The sequence below is a fragment of the Mycolicibacter acidiphilus genome (genome assembly GCF_018455725.1).
Classification (GTDB): Bacteria; Actinomycetota; Actinomycetes; order Mycobacteriales; family Mycobacteriaceae; genus Mycobacterium; species Mycobacterium acidiphilum.
Map to the genome: position 1 here is coordinate 132,010 of NZ_JAHCLR010000003.1, position 25,599 is coordinate 157,608.

At 70.6% G+C, this 25,599-nt stretch carries 30 protein-coding genes; 15 read left to right on the forward strand and 15 right to left on the reverse strand.

Translation table 11 applies throughout. The annotated features are described in order from the left end of the window. The first annotated feature begins 1 nt into the window (after position 1). From KIH27_RS22905 to KIH27_RS02405, 3 genes are read left to right on the forward strand one after another with little or no spacing between them, the layout of a single operon-like run. Positions 2–1,240, forward strand: coding sequence for a PPE family protein (locus KIH27_RS22905; protein WP_214091313.1), 1,239 nt, complete (start codon positions 2–4; stop codon positions 1,238–1,240). A gap of 28 nt (positions 1,241–1,268) precedes the next feature. After that, the gene (locus tag KIH27_RS02400; RefSeq protein ID WP_214091314.1) at positions 1,269–2,507 is read left to right on the forward strand and encodes a PPE family protein; all 1,239 of its coding nucleotides are present in this window, start codon (positions 1,269–1,271) and stop codon (positions 2,505–2,507) included. A gap of 58 nt (positions 2,508–2,565) precedes the next feature. Then, positions 2,566–2,868 (forward strand): DUF732 domain-containing protein, encoded by a 303-nt coding sequence (locus tag KIH27_RS02405; RefSeq protein ID WP_214091315.1) that lies wholly within the window; start codon positions 2,566–2,568, stop codon positions 2,866–2,868. Positions 2,869–2,881: 13 nt separating this feature from the next. Here KIH27_RS02405 and KIH27_RS02410 read toward each other — a convergent pair whose 3' ends face one another. Then, the gene (locus KIH27_RS02410) at positions 2,882–3,250 is read right to left on the reverse strand and encodes a DUF732 domain-containing protein (RefSeq protein ID WP_214091316.1); all 369 of its coding nucleotides are present in this window, start codon (positions 3,248–3,250) and stop codon (positions 2,882–2,884) included. Positions 3,251–3,417: 167 nt separating this feature from the next. Further along, a complete protein-coding gene (locus tag KIH27_RS02415; protein ID WP_214091317.1) occupies positions 3,418–4,626 on the reverse strand; it encodes an MFS transporter in 1,209 nt (402 codons plus the stop codon). A 329-nt stretch (positions 4,627–4,955) separates the two neighbouring features. On the opposite strand from KIH27_RS02415, the gene KIH27_RS02420 reads away from it, so the two are divergent. From KIH27_RS02420 to KIH27_RS22910, 3 genes are read left to right on the forward strand one after another with little or no spacing between them, the layout of a single operon-like run. Beyond that, positions 4,956–5,255, forward strand: coding sequence for a PE family protein (locus KIH27_RS02420; protein ID WP_214091318.1), 300 nt, complete (start codon positions 4,956–4,958; stop codon positions 5,253–5,255). An 8-nt stretch (positions 5,256–5,263) separates the two neighbouring features. Beyond that, entirely contained in the window at positions 5,264–6,481 is a 1,218-nt protein-coding gene (locus KIH27_RS02425; protein WP_214091319.1) for a PPE family protein, read from the forward strand. Between the two features lie 27 nt (positions 6,482–6,508). Continuing rightward, positions 6,509–7,750, forward strand: a complete 1,242-nt coding sequence (locus tag KIH27_RS22910) for a PPE family protein (RefSeq protein WP_214091320.1) — start codon at positions 6,509–6,511, stop codon at positions 7,748–7,750. A 352-nt stretch (positions 7,751–8,102) separates the two neighbouring features. On the opposite strand, the gene KIH27_RS02435 is transcribed toward KIH27_RS22910, so the two are convergent. The 5 genes from KIH27_RS02435 to KIH27_RS02455 all read right to left on the reverse strand — a co-directional run bounded on the left by KIH27_RS02435 (position 8,103) and on the right by KIH27_RS02455 (position 12,316). After that, positions 8,103–9,680: a serine/threonine-protein kinase gene (locus KIH27_RS02435; RefSeq protein ID WP_214091321.1), complete on the reverse strand. Its 1,578-nt coding sequence runs from the start codon at positions 9,678–9,680 to the stop codon at positions 8,103–8,105. A 79-nt stretch (positions 9,681–9,759) separates the two neighbouring features. After that, positions 9,760–10,044, reverse strand: coding sequence for a WXG100 family type VII secretion target (locus KIH27_RS02440; protein WP_214091322.1), 285 nt, complete (start codon positions 10,042–10,044; stop codon positions 9,760–9,762). A gap of 15 nt (positions 10,045–10,059) precedes the next feature. Then, positions 10,060–10,356: a WXG100 family type VII secretion target gene (locus tag KIH27_RS02445; RefSeq protein WP_214091323.1), complete on the reverse strand. Its 297-nt coding sequence runs from the start codon at positions 10,354–10,356 to the stop codon at positions 10,060–10,062. 245 nt (positions 10,357–10,601) lie between these two features. After that, positions 10,602–11,516: a mycothiol synthase gene (mshD, locus tag KIH27_RS02450; protein WP_214091324.1), complete on the reverse strand. Its 915-nt coding sequence runs from the start codon at positions 11,514–11,516 to the stop codon at positions 10,602–10,604. After that, positions 11,513–12,316 carry a winged helix-turn-helix transcriptional regulator gene (locus KIH27_RS02455; protein ID WP_250149446.1) on the reverse strand — a complete coding sequence of 268 codons (804 nt, stop codon included), beginning with the start codon at positions 12,314–12,316 and terminating at the stop codon, positions 11,513–11,515. Before KIH27_RS02455 ends, mshD begins: the two co-directional genes overlap by 4 nt. A gap of 82 nt (positions 12,317–12,398) precedes the next feature. Here KIH27_RS02455 and lmeA point away from each other — a divergent pair, with 82 nt between their 5' ends. The 7 genes from lmeA (at position 12,399) to KIH27_RS02485 (ending at position 16,240) form a co-directional block, all read left to right on the forward strand. Beyond that, positions 12,399–13,169: a mannan chain length control protein LmeA gene (gene lmeA / locus KIH27_RS02460; protein WP_214091465.1), complete on the forward strand. Its 771-nt coding sequence runs from the start codon at positions 12,399–12,401 to the stop codon at positions 13,167–13,169. After that, a complete protein-coding gene (locus KIH27_RS02465; protein ID WP_214091326.1) occupies positions 13,166–13,570 on the forward strand; it encodes a thioredoxin family protein in 405 nt (134 codons plus the stop codon). Before lmeA ends, KIH27_RS02465 begins: the two co-directional genes overlap by 4 nt. 30 nt (positions 13,571–13,600) lie before the next feature. Next, positions 13,601–13,699: an Ms5788A family Cys-rich leader peptide gene (locus KIH27_RS23260; protein WP_372451287.1), complete on the forward strand. Its 99-nt coding sequence runs from the start codon at positions 13,601–13,603 to the stop codon at positions 13,697–13,699. 97 nt (positions 13,700–13,796) lie between these two features. Beyond that, positions 13,797–14,279 carry a DUF4395 domain-containing protein gene (locus KIH27_RS02470; protein ID WP_214091327.1) on the forward strand — a complete coding sequence of 161 codons (483 nt, stop codon included), beginning with the start codon at positions 13,797–13,799 and terminating at the stop codon, positions 14,277–14,279. Positions 14,280–14,319: 40 nt separating this feature from the next. Beyond that, positions 14,320–15,153, forward strand: coding sequence for a sulfurtransferase (locus KIH27_RS02475; protein WP_214091328.1), 834 nt, complete (start codon positions 14,320–14,322; stop codon positions 15,151–15,153). Between the two features lie 3 nt (positions 15,154–15,156). After that, positions 15,157–15,459 (forward strand): DUF1416 domain-containing protein, encoded by a 303-nt coding sequence (locus KIH27_RS02480; RefSeq protein WP_214091329.1) that lies wholly within the window; start codon positions 15,157–15,159, stop codon positions 15,457–15,459. Positions 15,460–15,577: 118 nt separating this feature from the next. Next, a complete protein-coding gene (locus tag KIH27_RS02485; RefSeq protein WP_214091330.1) occupies positions 15,578–16,240 on the forward strand; it encodes a heme-binding beta-barrel domain-containing protein in 663 nt (220 codons plus the stop codon). A 78-nt stretch (positions 16,241–16,318) separates the two neighbouring features. On the opposite strand, the gene wrbA is transcribed toward KIH27_RS02485, so the two are convergent. From wrbA to KIH27_RS02500, 3 genes are all read right to left on the reverse strand, one after another. Beyond that, on the reverse strand, positions 16,319–16,918 hold the full coding sequence (gene wrbA / locus KIH27_RS02490; RefSeq protein WP_214091331.1) for an NAD(P)H:quinone oxidoreductase: 600 nt from the start codon (positions 16,916–16,918) through the stop codon (positions 16,319–16,321). After that, a complete protein-coding gene (locus KIH27_RS02495) occupies positions 16,915–17,418 on the reverse strand; it encodes a MarR family winged helix-turn-helix transcriptional regulator (protein ID WP_214091332.1) in 504 nt (167 codons plus the stop codon). The genes wrbA and KIH27_RS02495 overlap by 4 nt, the downstream gene beginning before the upstream one ends. A 93-nt stretch (positions 17,419–17,511) precedes the next feature. Further along, on the reverse strand, positions 17,512–18,381 hold the full coding sequence (locus KIH27_RS02500; protein WP_214091333.1) for an aminodeoxychorismate lyase: 870 nt from the start codon (positions 18,379–18,381) through the stop codon (positions 17,512–17,514). A 35-nt stretch (positions 18,382–18,416) separates the two neighbouring features. Here KIH27_RS02500 and ygfZ point away from each other — a divergent pair, with 35 nt between their 5' ends. Continuing rightward, positions 18,417–19,505 (forward strand): CAF17-like 4Fe-4S cluster assembly/insertion protein YgfZ, encoded by a 1,089-nt coding sequence (gene ygfZ, locus KIH27_RS02505; protein WP_214091334.1) that lies wholly within the window; start codon positions 18,417–18,419, stop codon positions 19,503–19,505. Between the two features lie 207 nt (positions 19,506–19,712). Beyond that, positions 19,713–19,880, forward strand: a complete 168-nt coding sequence (locus KIH27_RS02510; protein WP_214091335.1) for a DUF3073 domain-containing protein — start codon at positions 19,713–19,715, stop codon at positions 19,878–19,880. Positions 19,881–19,931: 51 nt separating this feature from the next. Here the strand turns inward: KIH27_RS02510 and purM are convergent, their stop codons facing one another. From purM to KIH27_RS02535, 5 genes are read right to left on the reverse strand one after another with little or no spacing between them, the layout of a single operon-like run. After that, complete coding sequence (gene purM / locus KIH27_RS02515; RefSeq protein WP_214091336.1) at positions 19,932–21,011, reverse strand: phosphoribosylformylglycinamidine cyclo-ligase; 1,080 nt, start codon at positions 21,009–21,011, stop codon at positions 19,932–19,934. Positions 21,012–21,064: 53 nt separating this feature from the next. Further along, positions 21,065–22,594 (reverse strand): amidophosphoribosyltransferase, encoded by a 1,530-nt coding sequence (purF, locus tag KIH27_RS02520; RefSeq protein WP_372451288.1) that lies wholly within the window; start codon positions 22,592–22,594, stop codon positions 21,065–21,067. Between the two features lie 51 nt (positions 22,595–22,645). Next, on the reverse strand, positions 22,646–23,041 hold the full coding sequence (locus KIH27_RS02525) for a sterol carrier family protein (RefSeq protein WP_214091338.1): 396 nt from the start codon (positions 23,039–23,041) through the stop codon (positions 22,646–22,648). A gap of 4 nt (positions 23,042–23,045) precedes the next feature. Beyond that, on the reverse strand, positions 23,046–23,888 hold the full coding sequence (locus tag KIH27_RS02530; RefSeq protein WP_214091339.1) for an alpha/beta fold hydrolase: 843 nt from the start codon (positions 23,886–23,888) through the stop codon (positions 23,046–23,048). A 20-nt stretch (positions 23,889–23,908) separates the two neighbouring features. After that, positions 23,909–25,594: an alpha/beta hydrolase gene (locus KIH27_RS02535; RefSeq protein WP_214091340.1), complete on the reverse strand. Its 1,686-nt coding sequence runs from the start codon at positions 25,592–25,594 to the stop codon at positions 23,909–23,911. Between the last annotated feature and the right edge of the window lie 5 nt (positions 25,595–25,599).

Below are 25,599 nucleotides of genomic sequence, written 5' to 3' on the forward strand. Positions count from 1 at the left end.
GATGCTGGACTTCGCAGTGTTACCACCCGAGATCAATTCCGGCCGAATGTATGTCGGCCCGGGTTCCGGTCCGATGATGGCGGCTGCGGCCGCCTGGGATCAGCTCGCCGCGCAGCTGGAATCATTCGCCGCCGGTTATTCGATGGAGTTGGCGGACCTCAAGGGCCATCATTGGTCGGGGCCGACATCGGAGGCGATGACGGCTGCCGCGCAACCGTATGTCTCCTGGGCGTCGGCGACCGCGGCACAGGCCGCGCAAGCGGCCGGTCAGGCTCGGGCGGCCGCGGCGGCATTCGAGACGGCGCATGCGGCGACCGTGCCGCCGACCGCGGTCGCCGCGAACCGGACGCTGCTGATGACACTGCTGGCGACCAACTTCTTCGGTCAGAACCTGGCGGCGATCGCAGCCACCGAGGCGCACTACGCGGCGATGTGGGCGCAGGACGCCGCCGCCATGTACGGCTACGCCGCGGCGAGCACCCAGGCCGCTGCCCTACCGTCCTTCACCAAGCCACCGCGTGCCACCAACGACGGCGGACTCTCCGCACAGCACGCCGCTGCGGCTCACGCGGCCGGCAGTGCGGCCGCAGCGAATACGCAGTCGATCCTGCACGCCGTGTCGACGGTTCCGCACCAGGCGCACAGCCTCGCATCCGGGGTGCACACCGGCCCGTCTCCCACATCGTCGGGCAGCACCTCCGGGCCTACCGGGTACTACTACGTCAACGATTGGAACTCGTACAAGCACGTCTACGACATTCTGAGCAAGTCCCTGTTCGACCCGTTCGTCAACAAGGGGGTGACGATCGGGGACGGCACCGTCTTCAGCGACACACTGGCGACGTTCGGACGGCATCTGGGTCTTCCCGAGCCCGGCCTGCCACTGCTCGGCAAGGGCGGGCTGACCGGTTCGGTGGCCGGTGCCGACGGCGGTTCGCTGTTCGGCGGCCTCGGCAAGTCCGTGCCGGTGGGATCGCTGTCCGTGCCGCCGAACTGGCCTGTCACACAGGTGAATTACGCGGCTCAGCCGTCCGCTGCACCGGCTCAGCCGCAGGCATCGGCAACCGCCGAGCGCACCGGCCAGATCCGTCTGGTCAGTTCGGCGAAGCCCCTGCCGGACGCCCCGCTGACACCGGCGGTCGGGCCGATGCAGGGCTCCGCACGACGGCAGGGCAGCAACCTGGTGTTCCGGATGCGCGATCGCAGGTTCCGGGTTCCCCGCCCGGTGGTCGGCGGATAGCGACCACGGGCGCGAGAGAGGGATTCGGATGTTCGAGTTCGGGATGCTGCCGCCGGAGGTCAGTTCGGCCCGGATGTACACCGGGCCGGGACCTGGCCCGCTGATGGCGGCCGGGGCCGCCTGGAGTGCCCTTGCCGGTGAACTGAATTCGTTTGCGCAGGGTTATGCGACGACGATCGCGCAACTGCTGAGCGACGGGTGGGCCGGCCCCGCGTCGGCGGCGATGGCGGCCGCGGCCGCACCGTACACGGACTGGGCGGTGACGACGTCCGGCTACGCCGACCGCGCCGCCGGTCAGGCGCGCGCCGCGGCCGCGGCTTTCGAGGCGGCGCACGCGACGATCACCCCGCCGGCGGCGGTGTCCGCCAACCGCGCCCTGCTGGCTCAGCTGATCGCAACGAATATGTTGGGGCACAACACCGTCCGGATCGCCGCCACCGAAGCGGCCTACGACGCGATGTGGGCGCACAACGCCCGGACCATGCACCGTTACGCCGCGGCGGCGGCGTCGGCGACACAGTTGCCGGCGTTCGAGCAGCCACCGCAGGAGGTCAATCCGGCCGGCGCGGCGGCAGCCGCGGCCACGGTGGCGGCGAACTCCGGTACGGCGCACCCACAGACGCTGGCTCACCTGTTGGCCGCAGTGCCGCAGCATCTTTCGGCGGCGAGCACCGGCGCCACGGCACAGGGCGGCATTCCGATCCCCCAGTCATGGCTGACGGGGCTGAAAGACCTCGGCACCGTGCAGGGACCGGTGGACACCTGGCTATTCACGAACATCCGCAACGTCGGCGCGATCGGCGACGTGATCGTCGCCCCGATCAGGATTCTGTCCGACGGCACCCTGTACTCGGCGTCGGCCGGGCTGACCGGCACGACGGCACCGGCCGGTGCCGGGGCGGTGGCGCCGACAATGCTGGCCGGTTCGAGCGCAGCCGCCGGCACCGCGGTCGGTGGCCGGGCGGTGCTGGCGAGCGTCGGTGAGGCCACGGCGGTCGGCCAACTGTCCGCACCCCAGACCTGGGCGCAGTTGACACCGGTGGCCGCCGTCAACGATCAGTGGCTGCCGATCGGCCCCAAGGGCGCCTGGGAGGAAGCGGCACCGCGCTCGGTGGGCCGCGGGGCAGCGGGCCTGGCGCCGATGGCCGGAGCGGCCGGTGCTGCCGGGGCGGCCAAGGCGCGCAAGCCCTCCCGGCCGACGGTCAGCGCGATTCTGCAGACCCCGCCCCCGCGCTACAGCGTGCCGCGGCACACCGCCGGCGGATAGCACCCGCCGAGACACCGTGGACCACTACGATTCGCAGAACGTGCCGAGGAGGTGTGGTGTGCGGAGCTGCGCATGGCTGGTTGCGGTGTTCACGGTCGTCGCACCGGCCGCGCCGGCCTGGGGCGATCCTGCATCGGACGATCCGGCCGCGGACTACGCCGCCGCCCACGGCGTCGAGATCTGCCGATTCCTGGCCGAGCATCCGACCGGCCCGGGGGTGGTGGCGCTGCTGAGGCAGGTTGTGGCCGACACCGGACTGTCGGTCCAGGACGCCGGGACCGCGGTGGGAGACGCCGTGAAAGTCGACTGCCCGCAGGATCTTCCGTTCCTGCGGGCGATGACCGAGTTCTCGCTGTACTGACCGGGATCGGCGGTTACGCCGCCGTGTCGCCGCCGCGCTCGTCGATGTGCCGGGTGTCCGGGCAGTACACGGCGCGCGCGACCGCGACGAAATGGGCCGCCGGGAGAACCGCCATGCCGCCGTAGGTGTTGCGCACCCCGTCGACGGTGTCGCGGATGGTGTGCCCGTCCCGGATGTACCCGCAGGCGTCGTGGGCCACGGCCACGGCGGGCGGGTTGTTGAGGTTCCCGAGCCCGAGTCGGTTGATCGCGTCGATGAAGACGCCGTCGGTCGCCTCCGCGGCGGCCAGATACGGATCGCCAGGTTCGGCATGGACCGTCGGGACCGCTGCCAATGCGGCGCACACACCGGCAACCATCCATTTCGCGATACGAGCCGACACGTTTTTCATCCCTCGCCCATCTGCGATACCGGGGCCGATCCGATCCGATCACCCGTGCGTCGGTACGAAATCTAGATGCCCCGGCCAACGACCACTAGGCCGAATCAGCATATTTCGCGGGGGTTTTCGGTCGTGTTCAGACAGGACGCCGGTTGTTCACCGGCTGTTCACTCGCCGGGTTCGGACTTCACCGGAACCAGCGGCGCCGCCGCCAACGGGAACAGTGCGCACACGGCGAAGGCGACCGGATAACCGACCGCGGTGATCAGCGCGCCGAATGCCGGTGGGACGACCGCCGCGGTCAACCGCTGGAAGGTGTTCTGGGCGCCGAGTGCCCGACCGCTCCAGAACGGTCCGGCGTACTCGGTGATCGCGGTGGCCGACAACCCGTTGTACCCCACCGCCACCACCGCCGCGAGGACCATGGCTGTCTCGGCCAGCGCGGAGTCCAGGTAGTCGGTGAGCGCCAGCAGCAGCAGCGCCGCCGAACACGCCACGGCGATCATCCGTTTCGGTCGCAGCCGGGAACCGACCCGGTCCGACCAGCGACCGACTCCGATGCGGGCCAGCGCGCCGAGCAGTTGCGCCACCGTCATCAGCGCGCTGGCGGCGGGCACCGACCATTCGCTGCCCCGGATCAGCCACACCAGCATGAACGTCACCGTCATCGACTGCGGAACCATCAGCAGCGCCGAGGCCAGGTGGATGCGCTGCAGCAGATGGGACTTCCGGTACGGGTTCGCCAACTGCTGCTCGGTAGCGGTGGCGCGGGTGACCCGCGGCGGGTCGGTCAGGAACACCGCGCTGGCGACCGCCGCGACGGCACAGGCGATCGCCGGGATCAGCAGCGCGGAGAAGAAACCGTTCTCCACCTCGGTCAACTCCGGCATGGCCACCGCGCCGATCGCCACGCCCAGGGGCTGCGCGGTCTGCCGGATGCCCATCGCCAGGCCCCGCTGGTGCGCCGGGAACCAGCCGGACACCACCCGTCCGCCCGCCGTGTTGCAACTCGCCGCGGCCATCCCGCCCAGGAACAACAGCGCGCCCATCGCGGTGAGCGAGTGCATGGGCGCGGCGGCGAAAGCGGCCACCGCGGTCAGCGCCGAGCCGGCGGTGAGAACGACCCGTTCGCCGAGGCGGTCCACCAGGTAGCCCCAGCCGACCAGGGTGACCACCATGCCGAAACTCGGCATCGCCGACAGCAGTCCGGCCTGGGTCAGTGAGGTGTTCCGGTCCGCCTGCAGTGCGGGGATCAGGAAGACGCCGCAGTTGATGAACAGAAATGAGCACGCCGTCACCGCCAGCGTGATCGCGAGGATGAACCAGCGACGTGCCGCACTGATGATCGGTTCCGACTCCACGTCATGGCTTGACATCGCGCCCATTAAAGACGCGGCCACGCTGCGGCGCAGCGGAGAACACGCCGTCCGGACGAAGCTGCCAGGCAATCGGCAGTCAAAGCCCGGCTGCGGCACCCCGCACGACTAAGTTAATGACGAGTAGTTGAATCGATTCAGACTTCCGGCTACCAGCACGGTTCGAGTTGTCGAACGAACAGTGAACTCTCGATGACGTTATGCGAATTACCTGGTCACGATCGTGTTCGACCTCGAAACGTGCCTTACTGTCAGGGTGTCCGCGGAGCCGAGTTAATCACGAGGGCTCACGGCCACCTGACAGACAGCACTCTTTGAGGAGAGACCCGATGTCTTTTGTGACCACCCAACCGGAGGCGTTGCTGGCCGCGGTCCGCAATCTCCGGGCGGTCGGCTCGGCGATGGCCGCCCACAGCGCGTCGGCCGCCGGACCCACCGTCGGGATCGTGCCCGCCGCCGCAGACGAGGTGTCGGCGCTGACCGCCGCGCAGTTCGCGGCGCACGCGCAGATGTACCAGGCGGTGAGTGCCCAGGCGGCGGCCATCCACGAGATGTTCGTCAACACCCTGAGCACCAGCGCCGAGTCCTACGCCGCCACCGAAGCCGCCAACGCGGCCGCGGCCTGCTGAGGCCGACCGTGAACTACTTGACGCTGCCGCCCGAGGTCACCTCGACGCTGATGTACTCCGGGCCGGGTTCGTCGCCGATGACCGCCGCCGCGTCGGCGTGGAGCACGCTGTCCGCCGATTTGAAGTCCAGCGCCGCGATCTGCGAATCGGTGATCAACCAGCTGACCGGTGAAGGCTGGCTGGGCACGGCATCGGCATCGATGGCCGCCGCCGTCACGCCGTACGTGACCTGGATGAAGGTCACCGCCGAGCAGGCCGAGCAGGCTGCCGCGCAGGCCCGGGCGGCCGCCGCAGCCTACGAGACCGCGCACGGGCTGACCGTTCCCCCGGTCGCCGTCACCGGCAACCGGGTTCGGCTGCAACAGCTGGTCGCCACGAACATCATCGGCCAGAACACCGCGGCGATCGCGAACACCGAGATCGAGCACAACGAGATGTGGGCGCAGGACACGATCGCCATGCACGGCTATCACGCCCAGTCCGCGGCGGCCACCACGCTGCAGCCGTTCTCCAACCCGCCCAACCCGACCGACCCCAGCGGCGAGGCCGCGCAGGGTGCGGCGGTCGGCAACGCCGCGACATCAGCGCCCTCGCACACCGCGTCCAGCGCCCTGCAGAGCCTGCTCACGGCCAAGTCCGCCGGCGCCGGGACCATCACCAACCCCGCCGACGACATCCTGAAGGATCCCGGCTACCAGCTCGGCAACCAGACCCTGAGCCAGCTGACCAGCCAGGCGAACCTGCAGTCCAACAACATGTGTGCGGTCTGGCGTGGCCTCAGCGGTGTCACCGGCACCCAGAAGCTCCTCACCGAGATGACCAAGGACGCCGCCAAGGCGGCCAGCGGGGCCAGCCAGGGCGCGGCGAGCGCCGCCGCCGGCGCCGCGCAGGGCGCCGCGAGCGCCGCGCAGGGCGCGGGCAGCGCAGCCAGCGGGCTCGGGGCGGTGGCCGGCGGCATGGGCCGGGCCGGCGCACTCGGTGCGCTGTCGGTGCCGCCGAGTTGGGTCGCTCCCACCCTGCCGCCCACCACGCTCGGCCCGGTGTCCGGCGGCACCTGGCAGCCGGTCGGTCCCGGGATCCTGGGGTCGACGCCGATGGCACCCCCACCGGGCATGCCTGGCGTGCCGGGTGCGGCGGCGGCGCACGGCGCCGGCTTCCGTGGTTTCAGCGCACCGCGGTACGGCGTGCAGCCGACCGTGATGCCCAAGATCACCGTCGGCGGCTGACGTGCCCGACGCTGCAGGAGTTCTCCGGTGATCGACTTCGCGTTGCTCCCGCCGGAGGTCAACTCCGCTCGGATGTACGCCGGCCCGGGGTCGGGTCCCACGCTGGCCGCCGCGGCGGCCTGGGATGTGCTGTCGGAGGAATTGAGTTCGGCGGCAGCGTTTTTCGAGATGACCATCGTCGATCTGACGATCGGGCCCTGGCGGGGCCCGGCTTCGATGGCGATGTCGGCGGCAACACTGCCGCTGGTGGCGTGGCTGAAGGCCACCGCCGCCCAGGCATTCGAGACCGGAAGCCAGGCCAAGGCGGTCGCGGCCGCCTACGAGGCGGCGTTCGCGATGACGGTCCCGCCGCCGGTGATCGAGGCCAACCGTGCGCTGCTGCGCCTGCTGATCGCTACCAACTTCTTCGGCCAGAACACCCCGGCTATCGCGGCCGCCGAGGCGCACTACGCGGCGATGTGGGCACAGGATGCGGTGGCGATGTTCGGCTACGCCGCGGGCGCCCATGTCGCGATGCGGGTCTCGCCGTTCACCCCGCCGCCGTCGGCGACCAACCCGGCCGGTCTGGCGGGGCAAGCCGCCGCGGTCGCCCACAGCGCCATCGCCAACGGCGCGAACGCCGCCTCCCAGGCGGCGACGAGCCTGCCGGCGCTGTCCGCGCAGGCGCAGGCAGCCGCCGCAGTCACCCTGACCCAGGCCGGTTCCTCCGCGGTGACGCCGGTCGTGCCGGGCACCGGCGCCACGGTGCTGGCCGGCGCTCAGGCGTTCATGGACTACATCACCCCGTTCAACAGCCTCACCACGTCGGGGTTCAGCGCGTTCCAGTGGGCCAGCATGGTCGGACAGGCGATGAACGCGATGGAGGACACGCCCAACGCCTACATGAACCCGCGGGACGTGCTGGCGAACGCGGCGAAAGCCGCTGAGGGCGTGGCCAAGGCAACGGTGTCACCGGCGGCCGCGTTCGTGCCGTCCGGCGGCGCTGGGGTTCCCGCCGTGACCGTCGGCCAGGCCACCCAGCTCGGCGGGCTGTCAGTGCCGTCGAGTTGGCCGGCGACGTCGCCCACGACCGGTCAGGCGCAGGCGACGTTGGCTGCCAGCCGCACCGCCGTGGCGGTGGCCGAATCCGAAGGGGCGGCGACGCGTGCCGGGTTCGGCGCGCCCGGGCTGCCCGGGGCCGCGGCCGCCGGCGGTGCCACGAAGATGCGCTTCGTGCCGCGCTACGGCTACCGGCACAAGATGATGATGCGTCCCCCGAGCGGCGGCTGACCGCTCGGTCTACTGGAGCGGCCCTGCTTCGCCTCTCCTCCGTCGAGACTCGCTGACCGCTGGGATTATGGAGCGGTCCAGCTTCGCCTCTCCTCCGTCGAGACTCGCTGACCGCTGGGATTATGGAGCGGTCCAGCTTCGCCTCTCCTCCGTCGAGACTCGCTGACCGCTGGGATTATGGAGCGGTCCAGCTTCGCCTCTCCTCCGTCGAGACTCGCTGACCGCTGGGATTATGGAGCGGTCCAGCTTCGCCTCTCCTCCGTCGAGACTCGCTGACCGCTGGGATTATGGAGCGGTCCAGCTTCGCCTCTCCTCCGTCGAGACTCGCTGACCGCTCGGTCTACTTGACCGGTCAACTCACCCGGGGGATGTCCACGCTGGCGGCGACGTCACCGGCCCGGGTGGCCACCACCGGGACCTGGATTCGCGCGCCCCGCTGGCCGCACTCGTTGGTCTCGACGGTGACGACCATCGCACCGTGCAACACACCGGAGATCGTCGGCTCCAGCGTCAGCACCTGCGTGGCTGTCTGAACACCGTGCGTCCCATCGGATCCCACGCAGGGCATCGGCGAGGTCTGGGGCCGGGACCGCCAGGACCGGTCCACCCAGTCCAGGCTGAGCCGACCGGCGCCGGCCGCGTCCGTCATCGCCGTCAGGTGCGTCGTGTCGTCCACCATCACACCGGCGGCGGTGCACGCGGCACCCGCGCACGATGACCGCACCGCCCACCAGGTGCTGACGTTCGGCGGCTGCGGGTTGGGGACACCGTTGTACAGCTGCCCCACCCGGTTCGCATCCACCCGGTAGACGCCGGTGAACGCGGGCGGTTCCGAGGTCGGCGGCGTGGGCGCGACGGATTGCGACACTTCCTGCGGCCCCGCGTCTTTCGCCACCGCCGGGGTGTCCGTGCGGTCCTGCGCCAGCACCGCACCGCCCAGCAGCGCCGACGTCGTCGCCACCGCTCCGGTGACCAGCCGCAGCGTGGCACGGCGATGCGCCGGCGCTGGCACCCGGTGGCGTGCCGCCGACGCCGGTGGTGCGGCCACCCGGGCGGTGACGGTGCTGCGCCGGGACGACGACCGGCCGGCACCGTCCGCGCAGGCGTTGAGAGCCGCGGCGAACTCGGTGCAGCCGCTGTACCGGTCGGACGGGTTCTTCGCGAGTGCGGTGGCGAGCACCTCATCGAGATGCGCCAGCTCGGGACGCCGCTCACTGAGCCGCGGCGGGGGCTCGCTGAGGTGCCGGCTGATCACGGTGACGGCGTTGTCGTCGTCGAACGGCGGTGCGCCGGTGAGCAAGTCGAACGTGGTGGCCGCCAACGCGTACTGGTCGGCGCGGCTCAAACCGTCGGAGCCGGTGAGCTGCTCGGGTGCCGCGTAGGCGATGGTGCCGATCGTGAGATTGGTGGCGGTCAGCCCGCTGGGGTCGCTGATCTGCCGCGCGATACCGAAATCGGCCAGCAGCGCCCGCTGTTCGCTGTCCGGTGATTTCGTCACCAGGATGTTGCCGGGTTTGACGTCGCGATGGATGATGCCCTGCCGGTGCGCGTAATCCAGTGCGTCGGCGACCGCGCTGACGATCGGCAGCACCGCCTCGACCGGCATGCCCGCCGGGAAGCGTTTGCGCAGCAGTCGGCCGAGGTCCTGGCCGTCGACGTAGTCCATCGCCAGCCACAGTCTGCGGCGGTATTCGCCGCAGTCGTGCACGCCGACGATGTTGGGGTGGAACAGGGTCGCGGCCGCGCGCGCCTCCCGCTGGAAGCGCTCCCGATACTGCTCGTCGGCGCTCAGCGATCCGCGCAGCACTTTCACCGCGTCGCGGCGGGGCAGCCGGGGATGCTGGGCCAGGTACACCTTGCCCATGGCGCCGGCGCCGAGCAGCTTGATGATCCGGTACTCGGCGAAAACCGAGTCGGCGGCTAGCGTCATCGCGTTGACGTACAGGTAGCGCAGCCGCGGGGGCTCCGGCCGGGCCGGTTGGCGTCCCCGCGGCTGCGCATCGCCTGAATCAGGCCCAGCTGGAGCCGACGGCCGAGTCGGTGGTGGCCATGTTGTTGCCGGCCGACTGCACCTTCTGACCGTGCGAGTTCGCCTGCTCGTAGATCACCGCGAAGTTGCGGCCGAGCTGGGTCACGAACTCCTGGCAGGCCACCGAACCGGCGCCGCCCCAGAAGTCGCCGGCGGCGAGCACGTCGTGCACGATCGCCTGGTGCTCCGCCTCCAGGGAGGCCGCCTGGGCGCGGATCAGCGCGCCGTGGGCGTCAACATCACCGAACTGGTAGTTGATCGACATCTCTGTTGTCCTCCCTTAGCTCGACAGGATCTGCTGCGAGGCAGCGTCCTGCTGCTCGTAGTGGTTCGCGGCGCGGATCAGGCCGTCCCGCACGCCGTGCAGCATGTTGACGATGTTGCGGAACGCGGTCTGCATCTGGCCCATGGTGTCGTAGGACGTCTTCTCGGCCAGACCACCCCAGCCCGAGCCGGAGATGTTCGTCGACGACGCCCACATCCGACGCGCCTCATCCTCAACGGTCTGCGCGTGCACGTCGAAACGGCCCGCCATCGAACGCATGGCGTCCGGATCAGTCATAAAACGTGTTGCCACTGCTCTGGTCTCCTTCCTGATACCCGGCGGCCGGTTGACTCGCCCTTCGCAATCGACGATAGCGCCGCGGGCGCCGTCCGGCCGTCGACGTCGCCGACTGTTCACCCTGCTGGGGCAACTGTTCACGCCTGGGACAGCCGGCCGGTAACCGCACCTCACCAGGAGCTATCGAGTGTCAGCCGGCTCACCCCGCCGAGCCCGGGCTGCGCCGCCGAATTGGGCTCAGCGTGATCGTTTGTGATCGGTCAGCCCGCGACGGTCGCCGAGTAGGCGGTGTCGACGCTGTAGACGGTGAACCCCAGCCGCTGATAGGTCCGCAGCGCGGCGGCGTTGTCGGATTCGACGTAGAGCAGCACCGTCGGCTGCTCGGCGTCGCCCAATCGGTGCGCCAGCGACGCGATGCCGACCTCGGTCAGCAGCCGGCCCAGCCCGCGTCCGTGCGCGGCCGGGTCGACGCCGACGATGTACACCTCGCCGATGCCCGGCTTGTCGAGATGGATCTTGGTCCAGTGGAAGCCGAGCAGGTGGGCATCGGTGTCGTCGTCGGCGCCGAATGCCAGGAACAGCCCCTGCGGGTCGAACCACGGTTCGCGGCGCCGCTCGGCGAGGTCGTCGGCGGTCCAGCCGCCCTGCTCCGGGTGCCAGGAGAACGCCGCGTTGTTGACCCGCAGCAGTTCCGCGTCGTCGGCCGGGCCGGCGTAGGTCCGGATCCGCACCCCCGTCGGCACCGTCGGCTCCGACACCCCGTGCAGCGACCGGCGCATCTGCAGCAGTTCGCGCACCGTGACCAGCCCCAGGCGCGCGGCGGTCGCCCGGGCGGCGGCCAGCGTGCCGTGCGCCCAGAACCGCGCCCGCCCATCGGTTCTGGTCAGGGCGGCCTGCGCCAGGGCAGCACCGACACCGCGCCTACGGGCCTGCGGGTGCACCGCGAACTCCGTCATGGGCTGCGAATCATCCTGCGGCACAGTCAGATTGAGATAGCCCACGACGGCGTCCGCATCGGTCGCGAGCAGATGCGCGGTGCGGCTTTCGGGGAGTTCGCGCAGCACCTGCTCACCGACCGGGGCGACACCGTCATCGGTCGTGGCGGCGGCGATCAGGTCGCGGACCTGCCGCTGCTCACCGTCGGAGAGGACGGTGTGCCAGTTCAGCGCCGTCACTGACTGGCCAGCTGCTGGGTCGCACCGCCACCGGCGGTGGCACCGTCATCGCCGGCGCCGTCGTCGAAGTCCTCGGAGTCGTCGGAGCCGTCACCCAGATCCTCGTCGTGATCCACCGCCGGCGGCTTCCCGCGCATCGGCCGGACCGCCTTGTAGCCGACGTTGCGCACGGTGCCGATCAGCGCTTCGTGTTCCGGCCCGAGCTTGGCCCGCAGCCGCCGGACGTGCACGTCGACCGTGCGGGTGCCGCCGAAGAAGTCGTATCCCCAGACCTCCTGCAGCAGCTGCGCCCGGGTGAAGACCCGGCCGACGTGCTGGGTGAGGTACTTGAGCAGCTCGAATTCCTTGTAGGTCAGGTCCAGCGGCTTGCCGCGCAGCCTGGCGGTGTAGGTGCCCTCGTCGATGACCAGCTCACCGAGGGTGATCTTGCCGGCGGCCTGCTCGGCGACCTGGCCGCCGCGGCGCCCGGTCAGCAGCCGCAGCCGGGCGTCGGTCTCAGCAGGCCCGGTTCCCGGCAGCAGGATGTCGTCGACGCCCCACTCGGCGTTCACCGCCACCAGGCCGCCCTCCGTCACGACCGCCACCACCGGGACCGACCCCGCAGTCGCGCTCAGCAGCCGGCACAGCGAACGCGCCGCCGCCAGGTCGCTCCGCGCGTCGACGATCGCCACCTCCGCCGAACCGGCCTCCAGCAGCGCAGACACCTCCGGCGGTGCGGTCCGCACGGTGTGCGCCAGCAGCGACAGCGACGGCAGCACCGCTTCGGGCTGCGGGTCAGCGGTCAACAGCAGTAGCTCCAACGAGGCCCTCCAGCGTCCCAGGTGATCTACACGATAGCGTGCGACCTGCCAGAATGGCCGGGTGCGCAGGATCCTCATCGGCATGTCCGCCGCGGTCGCGGCCCTCATCGTCACAGCGGTCGCAGTCGATTTCGGGACCAGTATCTACGCGGAATACCAGTTGTCCCGCGCGGTGCGGCGCGCCGCCGACCTCGGATCGGACCCGTTCGTGGCGATCCTAGATTTCCCGTTCATCCCGCAGGTCCGGCGTGATCGGTACAACGAGGTGGAGATCAAGGCACACGCCGCCGACCAGCCGATGATCGGCAAGGCGCTGCTGGAGGCCACCATGCACTCGGTGGACCTCACCGACGCGTCCTGGCGGTTCCGGCCGGGCGCGAAAATCCCGGTCGCCCGACTGGAGAGCCGGATCATCATCGACACCGTGCACCTCGGCCGGTACCTGGGGGTGCGCGACCTGATGGTGGAGGCGCCGCCGAACGAGACCAATGACGCCACCGGCGGCACCACCGAGTCGGGGATCTCCGACCCGCACGGGCTGGTCTTCACCGGCACCCCGACCGCGGCGGGTTTCGACAAGCGGGTCAGCGTCACCGTCGATCTGTCGATGGCCGACCCCACCACGCTGGTGTTCACCCCGACCGGCATCCTGACCGGTCCTGACACCGCCAACCAGAACGTTCCCGACGATCAGCGGGCCGCGGTGCTGGCGGCGTTCGCCGGCCGGTTGCCGCAGCAGCACCTGCCGTTCGGGATCGCCCCGACCAGTCACGGGGCGCGCGGCTCCGATGTGATCATCGAGGGCATCGCCGACGATATGACGGTGACGCTGCCGGAGTTCCGGCAGTCATGAGCATCATCGCGATCATCGCCGGACTGACGTTCGCCGGTGTCACCGGCTGGTTGCTGACGCGGCGGTCCGGGGAGTTGCGGGCGACCACCCCGGGTGCCGCCGGCCCGGACCTTTCCGCGCTGGGATTGGCGACCGACGGACCGACCGTGGTGCATTTCTCGGCGCCGTGGTGCGGGCCGTGCGTCGGGGTGCGCCGGGTGGTCGATCAGGTCTGCGGCGATCTGGACGTGGCGCACGTGGAGATCGACCTCGACGCGAATCCCGCTGCGGCACGCAGTCTTTCCGTGCTGTCGCTGCCGACCACGTTCATCTTCGACGCCGCCGGTCAGCAGCGCTTCCGGGCCGCCGGGGTTCCCACGGCGACCGATCTGCGCTCCGCACTGAAGCCCCTGCTGGCCTGAGTTGGCCTGATCACCTCGACATTGGGTAGCATGTGCGACGTGTCCGCCCGCCTTGAGCCGATGCTCACCAAGCGCCGTGCAGTTGATCTGTGCCGCGTCGCGGGTTGCTGCTGTTGTTGCTGTCGCTGAGTAACGCCTGACCGCGTCACTCTCGGAGTCGCCCGGAACCATTCCGTGGCACGCCTCCACCAGACCCTTAAAGCAACAATTCCCCAGGAGCAGCAGCATGTCGATCACGTCGAACACCGCCCCCGCACAGGTCGGCGTCCAGGTGGACGTCCGGGGTCCGCGGTTCGCGGCGTGGGTCACCACCGCGGTGCTGGTGGCCGTGCTGCTGATCGCCGACCGCAGCACCGTCGGCGCGCTGGCCGTGCTGGCCGCGCAGGCGGTGGTGTTCGCGATCGGCGCGCTGGCCGGGCCCCGCCGGCACCCCTACGGACAGCTGTTCGCCCGGCTCATCGCGCCGCGACTGGCCCCGACGACCGAGCGCGAGCCGGCAGCGCCGCTGCGCTTCGCCCAGCTGGTCGGCCTGGCCTTCGCCGTCGTCGGCGTGGCCGGCTTCGCCGTCGCCCCGGTGGTCGGGGTGATCGCGACGGCCTTCGCCCTGGGCGCGGCCTTCCTCAACGCCGCCTTCGGCATCTGCCTGGGCTGCCAGCTCTACCCGCTCGTCACGCGGCTGCGTCGCCTGTCCGACCCGACACCGGCATAACCGCGTCACCCGTATCGAAGCAACGGAAAGGATCCCCACCATGGCTCGCGCCGACGTCCTGGTCTCCACCGACTGGGCCGAGAAGAACCTCGACGCACCGAACACGGTGTTCGTCGAGGTCGACGAGGACACCAGCGTCTACGACACCAACCACATCCCGGGTGCCATCCGCATCGACTGGCGCAAGGACCTGCAGGACCCGGTCCGCCGCGACGTCGTCGACGCCGCCCAGTTCTCCAAGCTGCTCTCCGAGCGCGGCATCGCCAACGACGACACCGTGATCCTCTACGGCGGCAACAACAACTGGTTCGCCGCCTTCGCCTACTGGTACTTCAAGCTGTACGGGCACCAGAACGTGAAGCTGCTCGACGGCGGCCGCAAGAAGTGGGAGCTCGACGGGCGTCCGCTGTCCACCGAGCCGGTCACCCGCTCGGCCACCTCCTACACGGCCAAGCCGCTGGACGAGTCGCTGCGGGCCCGCCGCGACGAGGTGATCGCCGCGATCAACACCAAGAACCTGGTCGACGTGCGCTCCCCGGAGGAGTTCGCCGGCAAGATCCTCGCCCCGGCGCACCTGCCCCAGGAGCAGAGCCAGCAGCGCGGCCACATCCCGAGCGCGATCAACGTGCCGTGGAGCCGGGCGGCCAACGAGGACGGCACCTTCAAGTCCGACGAGGAGCTGGCGAAGCTGTACGCCGACGCCGGCCTGGACGGCGAGAAGGAGACCATCGCGTACTGCCGGATCGGGGAGCGTTCGTCGCACACCTGGTTCGCGCTGCGCGAGCTGCTCGGCCACAAGAACGTCAAGAACTACGACGGCAGTTGGATGGAATACGGCTCCCTGGTGGGCGCCCCGATCGAATTGGGAAGCTGAAACATGTGCACTGCACCCAAACAAGGACTGGCCCTGCCGGCCAACGTCGACCTGGAGAAGGAGACGGTGATCACCGGCCGGGTGGTCGACGGCTCCGGTGCGACCGTCGGCGGCGCCTTCGTGCGCCTGCTGGACGCCTCCAACGAGTTCACCGCCGAGGTCGTCGCGTCGGCCACCGGTGACTTCCGGTTCTTCGCCGCGCCCGGCTCGTGGACGGTGCGCGCACTGTCGTCGGCCGGCAACGGTGACGCCGTGGTGACGCCGTCGGGGGCGGGCATCCACGAGGTCGACATCAAAGTCGCGTAGCGGATTCGATTACACTCATGAACGTGGTGTGGTTCTTCGAAATTCTGCTGGTGGCGGCCACTGGTCTGATCACCTGGTTTGCGCTGTACACGCTGTATCGGCTCGTCACCGACGAGATGTGACCGTAGAGCCGGGCTCGGGCGACCGGGCGGTGGCGGCCGCTGCAGAGCGGGCCTGGAAACCGGGCGATGCCACCGCCGGTCGCAACATCCCCATCTTTGACGACCTTCCGGTCGCCGACAGCGCCAACCTGCGTCAGGGCGAGAACCTGCATGACGCACTGTTGGCGCTGCTGCCGCTGGTCGGGGTGTGGCGCGGCACCGGTCAGGGTCACGACGCCCACGGCGACTACCGGTTCGGGCAGCAGATCATCGTCTCGCACGACGGCGGCGACTACCTGAACTGGGAAGCGCGGTCCTGGCGGCTGACCGACGACGACGAGTTCCACGAACGCAGCCTGCGTGAGACGGGCTACTGGCGGTTCGTCTCCGAGCCCGGCGAACCCGGACAGGCCCCCGACGAGACGCAGGCAATCGAACTGCTGCTGGCGCACTCCACCGGCTACGTCGAACTGTTCTACGGCCGCCCGCACGGGCCGGCGTCCTGGGAGCTGGTCACCGATGCCCTGGCCCGCAGCAGATCCGGCGCGCTGGTCGGCGGCGCCAAGCGGCTGTACGGGATCGTCGAGGACGGCGACCTGGCCTACGTCGAGGAGCGGGTGGACGCCGACGGCGAGCTGGTGCCGCACCTGTCGGCGCGGCTCACCCGCTTCGTCGGCTGACCTGACCCGTTGACTCTGCGCTCACCAGGGCCAGCACTCGCATTTCTGCCTTTTGAACGCAGAGTCAACCGAGCGGCGTCAGTCCGCCAGCTTCTTCGCCACCGTGACCACCCGGGTCGCCATGTGATCCAGGGCAGCCAGCGTGGTCTCGGAGAGTTCGTCGCGGTTGTGGCCGCCGGTGATGTGCCCGACGCCGTAGGGGTTGCCGTCGGCGAACTTGATCGGGTCGGTGTAACCGGGCGGGACCAGGATGCCGCCCCAGTGCATCAGCGAGACGTACAGCCGCAGCAGCGTCGTCTCCTGCCCGCCGTGCGCGGTCTGACTGGAGGTGTAGGCGGCGTAGACCTTGTTGGAGAGCTTGCCCTGCGCCCACAGGCCGCCGAGGGTGTCGATGAAGGTCTGGAACGGCCCGGCGGTGTTGCCGAACCGGGTCGGCGACCCGAGGATCACCGCGTCCGCCCAGACGATGTCCTCACCGGTGGCCGCCGGCAGGTCCTTCGTCGCCTCGTAGTTCCCCGTCCAGGCGGGGTTCTCCGCAAACGTCGCCGGGTCCCGGGTCTCGGCGATGTGCCGCACCCGCACCTCGGCGCCGGCCGCCTCGCCGGCCTGGCCCAGCCGCTGCGCCATCTTGGTGCCGTGGCCGGTGGCGGAGTAGTAGATGATCGCGAGCTTGGTCAACGTGCTTCCCTTCCAGTTGTTTTCTCGGTTGTCTCCACCTGCCGGCCGTCCAGCAGGTTGTCCCGGATCTGCTCGTAGGCGTGGGCGAACAACCCCACGTCACGAACGCTGATCAGGTCGAACAGGTGGCGGCGCACCGCGGCCACATGGCCAGGCGCGACGGCCCGCAGCCGGTCCATACCCGCCTCGGTGAGTTCGGCGTAGGAGCCGCGGCCGTCCTCGTCGCAGTCGGCGCGGACCAGCCAGCCCTCGGCGGCCAGCCGGTTCACCGTGCGGGTCACCCCGCTGCGGGTGGCGGTCATGGCGTCGGCCAGTTGGCTCATCCGCAGCCGGCGGCCCGGTGCCTCGGACAGCTGCACCAGCGCTTCGAAGTCCGACAGCGACATCTGCGCGTCGTTCTCCAGTTGCCGGTCCAGCGCCCGCATCAGCAGCCGGGTGCTGTCCAGGTACCCGCGCCACATCCGCGCCTCCCCGTCGTCGAGCCAGCGCACCTCAGCCATACCGACCCCGCATGGTTGACAACGATACTAGTTTCGATCAGAAATGCAAGTCGGTTCGTTGTTAAAGCTGACAACTAGTTTCAACTAAAACTATTAAGTCATCCCGTCGACGGCCGCGTCGACCAGCCCTGCGAACTCCGCGGGCGACAGCCGCGGGTGCAGCGCCCGCCCGTCGAGGGTGTGCACCCGGGCGGCCAGGGTGATGCTGGAGACCAGCCAGATGTCCTCGGCGGCGTGCAGGTCGGCCACCGTGAGCGGGCGGTACCCGCAGTCGTAACCGCGCGCCCGCGCCGCCTCGAACAGCGCCTCCTGGGTGGTGCCGCGCAGGATGCCCTGCCCGGCCGGCGGCGTGAGCAGGCGCCCGTCCGCGCAGATCACCACACTCGAGCGCGGCCCCTCCAGGACGTAGCCGTCGGAACTGACGAACACAACGTCGTCGGCGCCGTGTCTGGCCGCATGCCGCAGCGCCGCCATGTTCACCGCGTAGGACAAGGTCTTGGCCCCGGCCAGCAGCCACGGCAGGCCGTCACCGGCCGCCAGGCCGCGGTCCAGGGTCAGCGCCGCCACCCCGTTGCGCCGGGCCGCAGTGATCCGCGCCGGCAGCGGGCTGATCATCACGTAGGCCGTCGGGCCGGGACCGCTCTCCCGGCCGCGGCTGTAGATCAGCCGCAGCGCGCCCTCACCGTCGTTCGCCGTCGACCAGCGCGCCACCGCCGCGTCGACCGTGCGCCGCCACGCCGACAGGTCCGGCGCGGGCAGGTCCATCAGTTCGGCCGAGCGGGCCAGTCGCTGCAGATGCGACTCCAGCAGGCACACCGCACCACCGCGGACCAGCAGCGTTTCGAAGACGCCGTCGCCGCGCAGCGCCGCCAGGTCGTCGGCGTACAGCAGTGGCGTGTCCGATCCGACGGCCACGCCGTCAAGCGTGAGGATCGTCACGTCGGCACTGGTCCGGGCAGTCATGGACCCCGAGGGTAACGGCTCCGTAGAGTTGACACGTGTCCGCCGTTCCCGCCCCCGAAACCAGCCCCGACGCCGGCGCAGTCTGGCACTACGGGGATCCGCTCGGCGAGCAGCGCAGCGCGGAAACCGAAGCCGTACTGGTGGATCGCTCACACCGCGCGGTGCTGACCCTGACCGGGGCCGAACGCAAATCCTGGCTGCACACCGTCTGCACCCAGCACGTCAGCGCGCTCCCCGAGGGTGCCAGCACCGAGAACCTGACCCTGGACGGCAAGGGCCACATCCACAACCACTGGGTTCAGACGGAACTGGGCGACGTCACCCGCCTCGACACCGAGCCGTGGCTGGGCGAATCGCTCGCCACCCACCTGCGCAAGATGGTGTTCTGGGCGGACGTGCAGATCGAGACCGCCGACCTGGCCGTGCTGTCGCTGCTGGGGCCGCGCCTGGCCGACCCGGCGGTGCTCGACGCGCTGGGTATCGCGCAGCTGCCCGAGGCCACCGCGGTGCCGCTGCCCGGCGGCGGGTTCCTGCGCCGGGCGCCCGGCGCTCCCGACGACCGCCTCGAACTGGATCTGCTGGTTCCCCGCGACGCTCGCGCGGACTGGCAGCAGCGGCTGACCCGGGCCGGCGTGCGCCCCGCCGGTGTCTGGGCCTACGAGGCCAACCGGGTGGCGGCGCGGCGCCCGCGGCTGGGCGTGGACACCGACGAGCGGGCCATCCCGCATGAGATGAACTGGATCGGCGGGCCGGGCGTCGGCGCCGTACACCTGAACAAGGGGTGCTACAGCGGCCAGGAGACGGTGGCGCGGGTGCACAATCTGGGCAAGCCGCCCCGGATGCTGGTGCTGCTGCAGCTGGACGGGTCGGTGGACCGGCCGTCGACCGGGGATCCGGTGACGTCCGGTGGCCGGCCGGTGGGCCGGCTCGGCACCGTGGTGGACCACTATGAGCTGGGGCCGATCGCGTTGGCGCTGCTCAAACGTGGGCTGCCGGCCGACACCCCGCTGGTGACCGGGGCGGACGGCGACGTCAGCGCGGTCATCGACGTCGACTCGATGCCGCCACCGGACGTGCGCGGCGCCGGGCGGATGGCGGTCGACCGGCTGCGGGGACGCGTGTGACCTGTAGCCGGCGGTTCAGTGAGGCTCGACGAAGGAGAGCCGAAACTGGGACCGCCGCATGGACCTGCCCGTCCGGCAAGCCGGATGCGGGGCAGATCAGCGGGCAGCCGTACCGCACGGTAAGCTGTCGGCAGGACAATAATCAGACACTCAGATCGGAGCCGCCTGCTCGTTGGGCCGCTCCGTTATTGCGCGAGGGGGTCCCCCATGGGCCGCGGCCGGGCTAAGGCAAAGCAGACCAAAGTTGCTCGGGATCTGAAGTACAGCTCACCGCAGACCGATTTCGGTCAGCTGCAGCGTGAACTGTCCGGGTCCAATGCCGATGATGCCGACCACGACGACTCGTGGAGCCCCGACGACGACTGGCGCCGCTGAGCTGACGCCGGTCGTCGGGAGTCCCGCAGACCCAGGCCCTGGACCAACGGTCTAGAACCTGGGGTGCTGTCCGACCAGCTTCGCGCCGGCGCCCTTCTTACCCGCTTCGGCCACCGTGCCGAGCGGCCAGCAGTCGACGTGGCGGGCCGTCAGGATCGCCAGTGCGCGGTCGGTGTCCTCCGGCGCGACGATCGCGATCATGCCGACGCCCAGGTTGAACGTCTTCTCCATCTCGGCCCGGCTCACCCGGCCGCGCTGCGCGATCATCGCGAACACCGGCGCCGGCGTCCACGTGCCGCGGTCCATCTCCGCGATCAGTCCGGCCGGGATGACCCGGGCCAGGTTCGCGGCCAGTCCCCCGCCGGTGACATGGCAGAACGTCCGCACCTGGGTCTCCGCGGCCAGCGCCAGGCAGTCCTTGGCGTAGATGCGGGTCGGCTCCAGCAGTTCCTCGCCCAGGGTGCGGCCGAACTCCTCGACGTGGCCGGCCAGGTTCATCCGGTCGATGTCCAGCAGCACTGCGCGGGCCAGCGAGTAGCCGTTGGAGTGCAGGCCCGACGAACCCATCGCGATCAGCACGTCACCGGGTTTGACCCGGTCCGGGCCGAGCACCTCGTCGGCTTCCACCACCCCGACGCCGGTCGCCGAGATGTCGTAGTGGTCGGGGTCCATCAGGCCGGGGTGTTCGGCGGTCTCCCCGCCGAGCAGCGCGCACCCGGCCTGCACGCAGCCCTCGGCGATGCCGGCGACGATCGCGGCGACCCGCTCGGGCACGACCCGGCCGACGGCGATGTAGTCCTGCAGGAACAGCGGTTCGGCGCCGCAGACCACCAGGTCGTCGACGACCATGGCCACCAGGTCGATGCCGACCGTGTCGTGCTTGTCCAGGGCCTGCGCGATCGCCAGCTTGGTGCCCACGCCGTCGGTGGACGACGCCAGCAGCGGCTCGCGGTAGTCGTTGCGCAGGGCGAACAGCCCGGCGAACCCGCCGAGCCCGCCGCGCACCTCCGGTCGGGTGGCCCGGGCAGCCAGTGGTTTGAACAACTCAACGGCCCGGTCACCGGCCTCGATGTCCACGCCTGCCGCTGCGTAGGTAACGCCGTCTGCTGGGGAATCCGTCGAATCCGTCATCGCGCTAAAGGCTACCGGGCCGCACCGCGGCCCGATGCGGCAACTAAGGCCAACTACGTCCGGCGTGCGCCGGGGGCGTCCGCGTCGGCGTCGGACTGGTCGGCGCGCAGGGCGGTTTTGGACAGCATCTGCTCGACGACGTTCTTGCCCAGCGCGTTCTCACTGGGCAGCGCGATCGGGTAGTTCCCGTCGAAACACGCGGTGCACAACCGGGATTTCGGCTGCTCGGTGGCGGCGATCAGATCCTGCAGCGTGACGTAGCCGAGGCTGTCGGCGCCGACCGCCGACCGCACCGCCTCCACCATCTCGGTCTCGTCCTCGACGACGTTGGCGATCAGCTCGGCCGGGGAGGCGAAGTCGATGCCGTAGAAGCACGGCCATTTCACCGGCGGGGAGGCGATCCGCACGTGCACCTCGACCGCCCCGGCCTCCCGCAGCATCCGCACCAGGGCGCGCTGGGTGTTGCCGCGCACGATCGAGTCGTCGACGACGACGAGGCGCTTGCCGCGGATGATCTCCTTGAGCGGGTTCAGTTTCAGCCGGATGCCGAGCTGACGGATGGTCTGCGACGGCTGAATGAACGTGCGCCCGACGTAGGCGTTCTTGGTCAGACCCTGCCCGTAGGGGATGCCGGACTCCTGCGCGTAGCCGACCGCGGCCGGGATGCCCGACTCCGGCACCCCGATCACCAGGTCGGCGTCCACGGGGTGCTCGACGGCCAGCCGGCGGCCGATCTCCACCCGGGTGGCGTGCACCGACCGACCGGCGATGGTGGAGTCCGGCCGGGCCAGGTAGACGTACTCGAAGATGCAGCCCTTGGGGGTGGGGTTGGCGAACCGGGTGGAGCGCACGCCGTCGGCGTCGATCGCCAGCAGCTCGCCCGGCTCGATGTCGCGGACGAACGAGGCGCCGACGATGTCGAGTGCCGCGGTCTCCGAGGCCACCACCCAGCCGCGGTCCAGCCGGCCCAGCGACAGTGGCCGCACGCCCCACGGGTCGCGGGCGGCGTAGAGGGTGTTCTCGTCCATGAACGTCAGGCAGAACGCACCGCGGGCGGTCGGCAGCAGTTCCAGCGCCGCCTGCTCCAGGCTGGCGTCGGCCGCGCCGTGCGCCAGCAGGGCGCCGAGGATGTCGGAGTCGGTGGTGGCCGCGCCGGGCAGCCGCGGGTTGATCAGGCCCAGTTCCCGGGCGCGACCGGCCAGCTCCGCGGTGTTCACCAGGTTCCCGTTGTGGCCCAGCGCGACGCCGGTGCCGGCCGCGGTGTTGCGGAACACCGGCTGGGCGTTCTCCCAGGTGGTGTCGCCGGTGGTGGAGTAGCGGCAGTGGCCGATCGCGACGTGGCCGGACATGGCGGCCAGCGTCTGCTCGTCGAACACCTGGCTGACCAGGCCCAGATCCTTGAACACCAGCACCTGCTGGCCGTCGCCGACGGCGATGCCGGCCGCTTCCTGGCCACGGTGCTGCAGCGCATACAGGCCGTAGTACGTGAGCTTGGCTACATCTTCGCCCGGTGCCCAGACGCCGAAGACGCCGCACTCTTCGCGAGGTGCATTTTCAAGATCATCAACAGGCTGGTCAGGCACGTTTTCGCTGCTCCCGGGGGCCGGCATCTGTGACGGCGTCCAGTGTACGTCTCAACAGCCGTCAAGGCTCACCAACGGCAGCCAGCCGGCGACCTCACCGGCCCGGCCGCCGGACAGCCGCAGCGCGCTGGCCTGTTCGGCTTCGTCGGCTGTGAGCAGCCCGGTGACCAGCAGCAGCCAGGTCCGCGGATCGGTCTCGACGACGTTGGGCGGGGTGCCGCGGGTGTGCTTCGGGCCGGCGATGCACTGCACCGCGACGAACGGCGGGACCCGCACCTCGACGCTGGCGCCGGGGGCGATCGCGGCCAGGGTGCGGGCGGTCAGGCGCACCGCGTTCGCCAGCTCGGCCCGCGCCGGCTGCGGTTGGGTGTCGTCGCGCAGCCAGTCCTGGACGGCCGTGACCGCGTCGCGGGTCTGCTGCGGGTCGGCCGGGTTGCGGGGGGCCATCTCCTCAGCCGGCCGGGTGCGCGGCGAACCAGTCGAGCAGCAGGTCGGCGAGCGCGTCCGGGCGAGTGTCGGGGATCCAGTGCGAGGCGCCGGGCAGCACCTCGAACCGGTAGTCGGCGTCGACGTGGCGGACGGTGTTGCGGGCCGCCTTGCCGAGCAGGGCGAAGTCGTCGTCGCTCCACACGTACATCGCAGGGACCGCGACGGACCGGGCAGCGTCCCGCAGGTTCGACAGCGGCAACCCGCGGTACCAGTTGAGTCCGCCGGTCAGCGCCCCCGGTTCGGCCATCGCCTGCGCATCCCGGTCGGCGCCCGCCGCGGTCAGCCCGGTGCGGCGCAGGGCGGCGGCGGTCGCGGCGACGCCGCCGCGCGTCATCAACCACTCCGGCAGCCACGGCAGTTGGAAGAACGCCATGTACCAGGACGCCAGCCCCTGCCGGCTGGTGAACAGTGCGTTCACGAACGCGGCCGGGTGCGGTACCGACACCGGGGCGACACTGGCCAGCCGGTCGGGCAGTTCGGCCGCGACGTTCCACGCCACCGCGGCGCCCCAGTCGTGCCCGACCAGGTGCACCCGCGCTGCCCCGCTGGCGTCGATCAGCGCGCCGACGTCGGCGACGAGTTCGGCCATCCGGTAGTCCCTCCGATGCGGCGGCCGGGCACCCGGGGAGTAGCCGCGCTGATTCGGCGCCAGGCAGCGGTAGCCGGCGGCGGTGAGCCGGTCGATGACGGCGCTCCAGCTGTCGTTGCGCTGCGGGAAGCCGTGCAGCAGCACCACGACGGGGCCGTCGGGCGGCCCGGCATCGCGGACGTCGAATGTCAGGCGGTCGCGTTCGTAACGCTGCATGGGTGAAGCATCCCGCATGCCTATCCGCGCCGCAGCGCGACCCGCACCCGCTCGGTGTCCGCGGGTGCCCAGCCGGCCGGCGGCGCCACGGCCACCCAGCCGTCCAGGATCGTGTCGGCGTAGTTGTGGCCGTGCCCGGCCGGCATCCCCTCGCCGTTGCTGACGTCCGCGCTGACCTGCCAGAACGTCACGACCGGATACCAGCGCATGGACGCCGTGCGGTCCGGGCCGGGTGGTTCGGTCAGCCAGTCCGGCCGGGCGAACAGCAGATCCGGCGACCACCAGACCACCGGGTCGGAGGCGTGCTGCAGGAACAGCACCCGGGTGCCGTGCCACGGCGGTGCGGCGGCCGCCGCCACCTCCTCCGGTGTGCTGCCCTGGGAGAACCGCACCGTGCGGCCGTTGTCGTAGCGGGGCGCCACCGCGGTGCTGCCGGGGTCGCGGCGCGCCACCAGCGCGTCCCACAGCGTGCTGGCGTTTGGCGGCCCCACCCACAGCACCGCGTCGAAGCCCATCTCGGTGACGTCCGGCAGGTAGCCGAACGCGGCCTGGCCGGCCATCGACCCCAGGCTCTCGCCGTAGAGCACCAGTTTCGGCCGATGGTCGACCGGCAGACGTTTCCAGCGGTCGTGGACGGTGTCCACCAGCAGCCGGCCGGAGTTCATCGACTTGCGCTGATCGGCCAGGAACGAGATCCAACTCGGCAGGTAGGAGTACTGCACACCGACGATCGCGGTGTCGCCGTTGTAGACGGCCTCCAGCGAGTCCGCCGCCGCCGGGTTGATCCACCCGGTTCCGGTGGTCGGGGCGATCACCAGTAGCTGCCGCTCGAAGGCGCCGGTGCGGTGCAGTTCGTCGAGCAGCAACTCCATCCGGCCCGAGTCGTCGGAGGCGCTGTGCAGGCCGGCGTACACCCGGATCGGCTCCTTGGCGGGCCGTCCGTTGATCCGGGTCAGTTCGGCGGCGTGCCGGCCGCCGGCGACGAAGCTGCGACCCTGGCTGCCCAGGGTGTCCCACGGCGCCAACGAGGCTGGGCTGCCGGATCTTTCGGGCTGCTGCGGTTGGGTCACCCCGGCTCGGGTGGCGCTGTCCTCGGGTTGGAACACCGCACTGGCGCCGGCGAAGAATCCGCGGATCAGCACACCGTTGACCAGCGTGACGAGCAGCACGACGACGATCGCGGTGCCGATGAACAGCGCGACCTCGGTGTGCAGCCCCCAGCGCCGCATCAGCGCGCGCGCAAGCAGTTTGACGAGGTCGATGAGGACCCGCACCGCCGAGATGATCGCGGTGCCCACCAGGATCGCGACACCGAGGGTGCGCAGATACCACAGGGTCGCCGGACCTTCGATGCCGAGCAGTGCCGAGACCTCCCGCTGCCAGCCGGCGGCGGGGATCAGCATCAGCACGCAGGCCGTCGGCGCGGCCACCGTCACCGTCGTCTTCAGCACCAGCAGCACCGACCGCCGCGGCGGCCACCAGTGCGCCCCGCGCAGCAGCCGGTCCAGCGCCGCACCGATCAGCACGCCCAGGCCGTAGCCGAATGCGGCGTTGATGCCGCCGATCAGACCCTGGAACAGCCAGTCGCGCGGCAGCAGCGACGGTGTCAGCGACAGGCAGAAGAACAGCGCACCGAACGCCACCCCGACGAACTTCAGCCGCAGCAGGTGCCAGGCCCACACCAGCGGCGAACGTCGCGCGGGCATGGCGA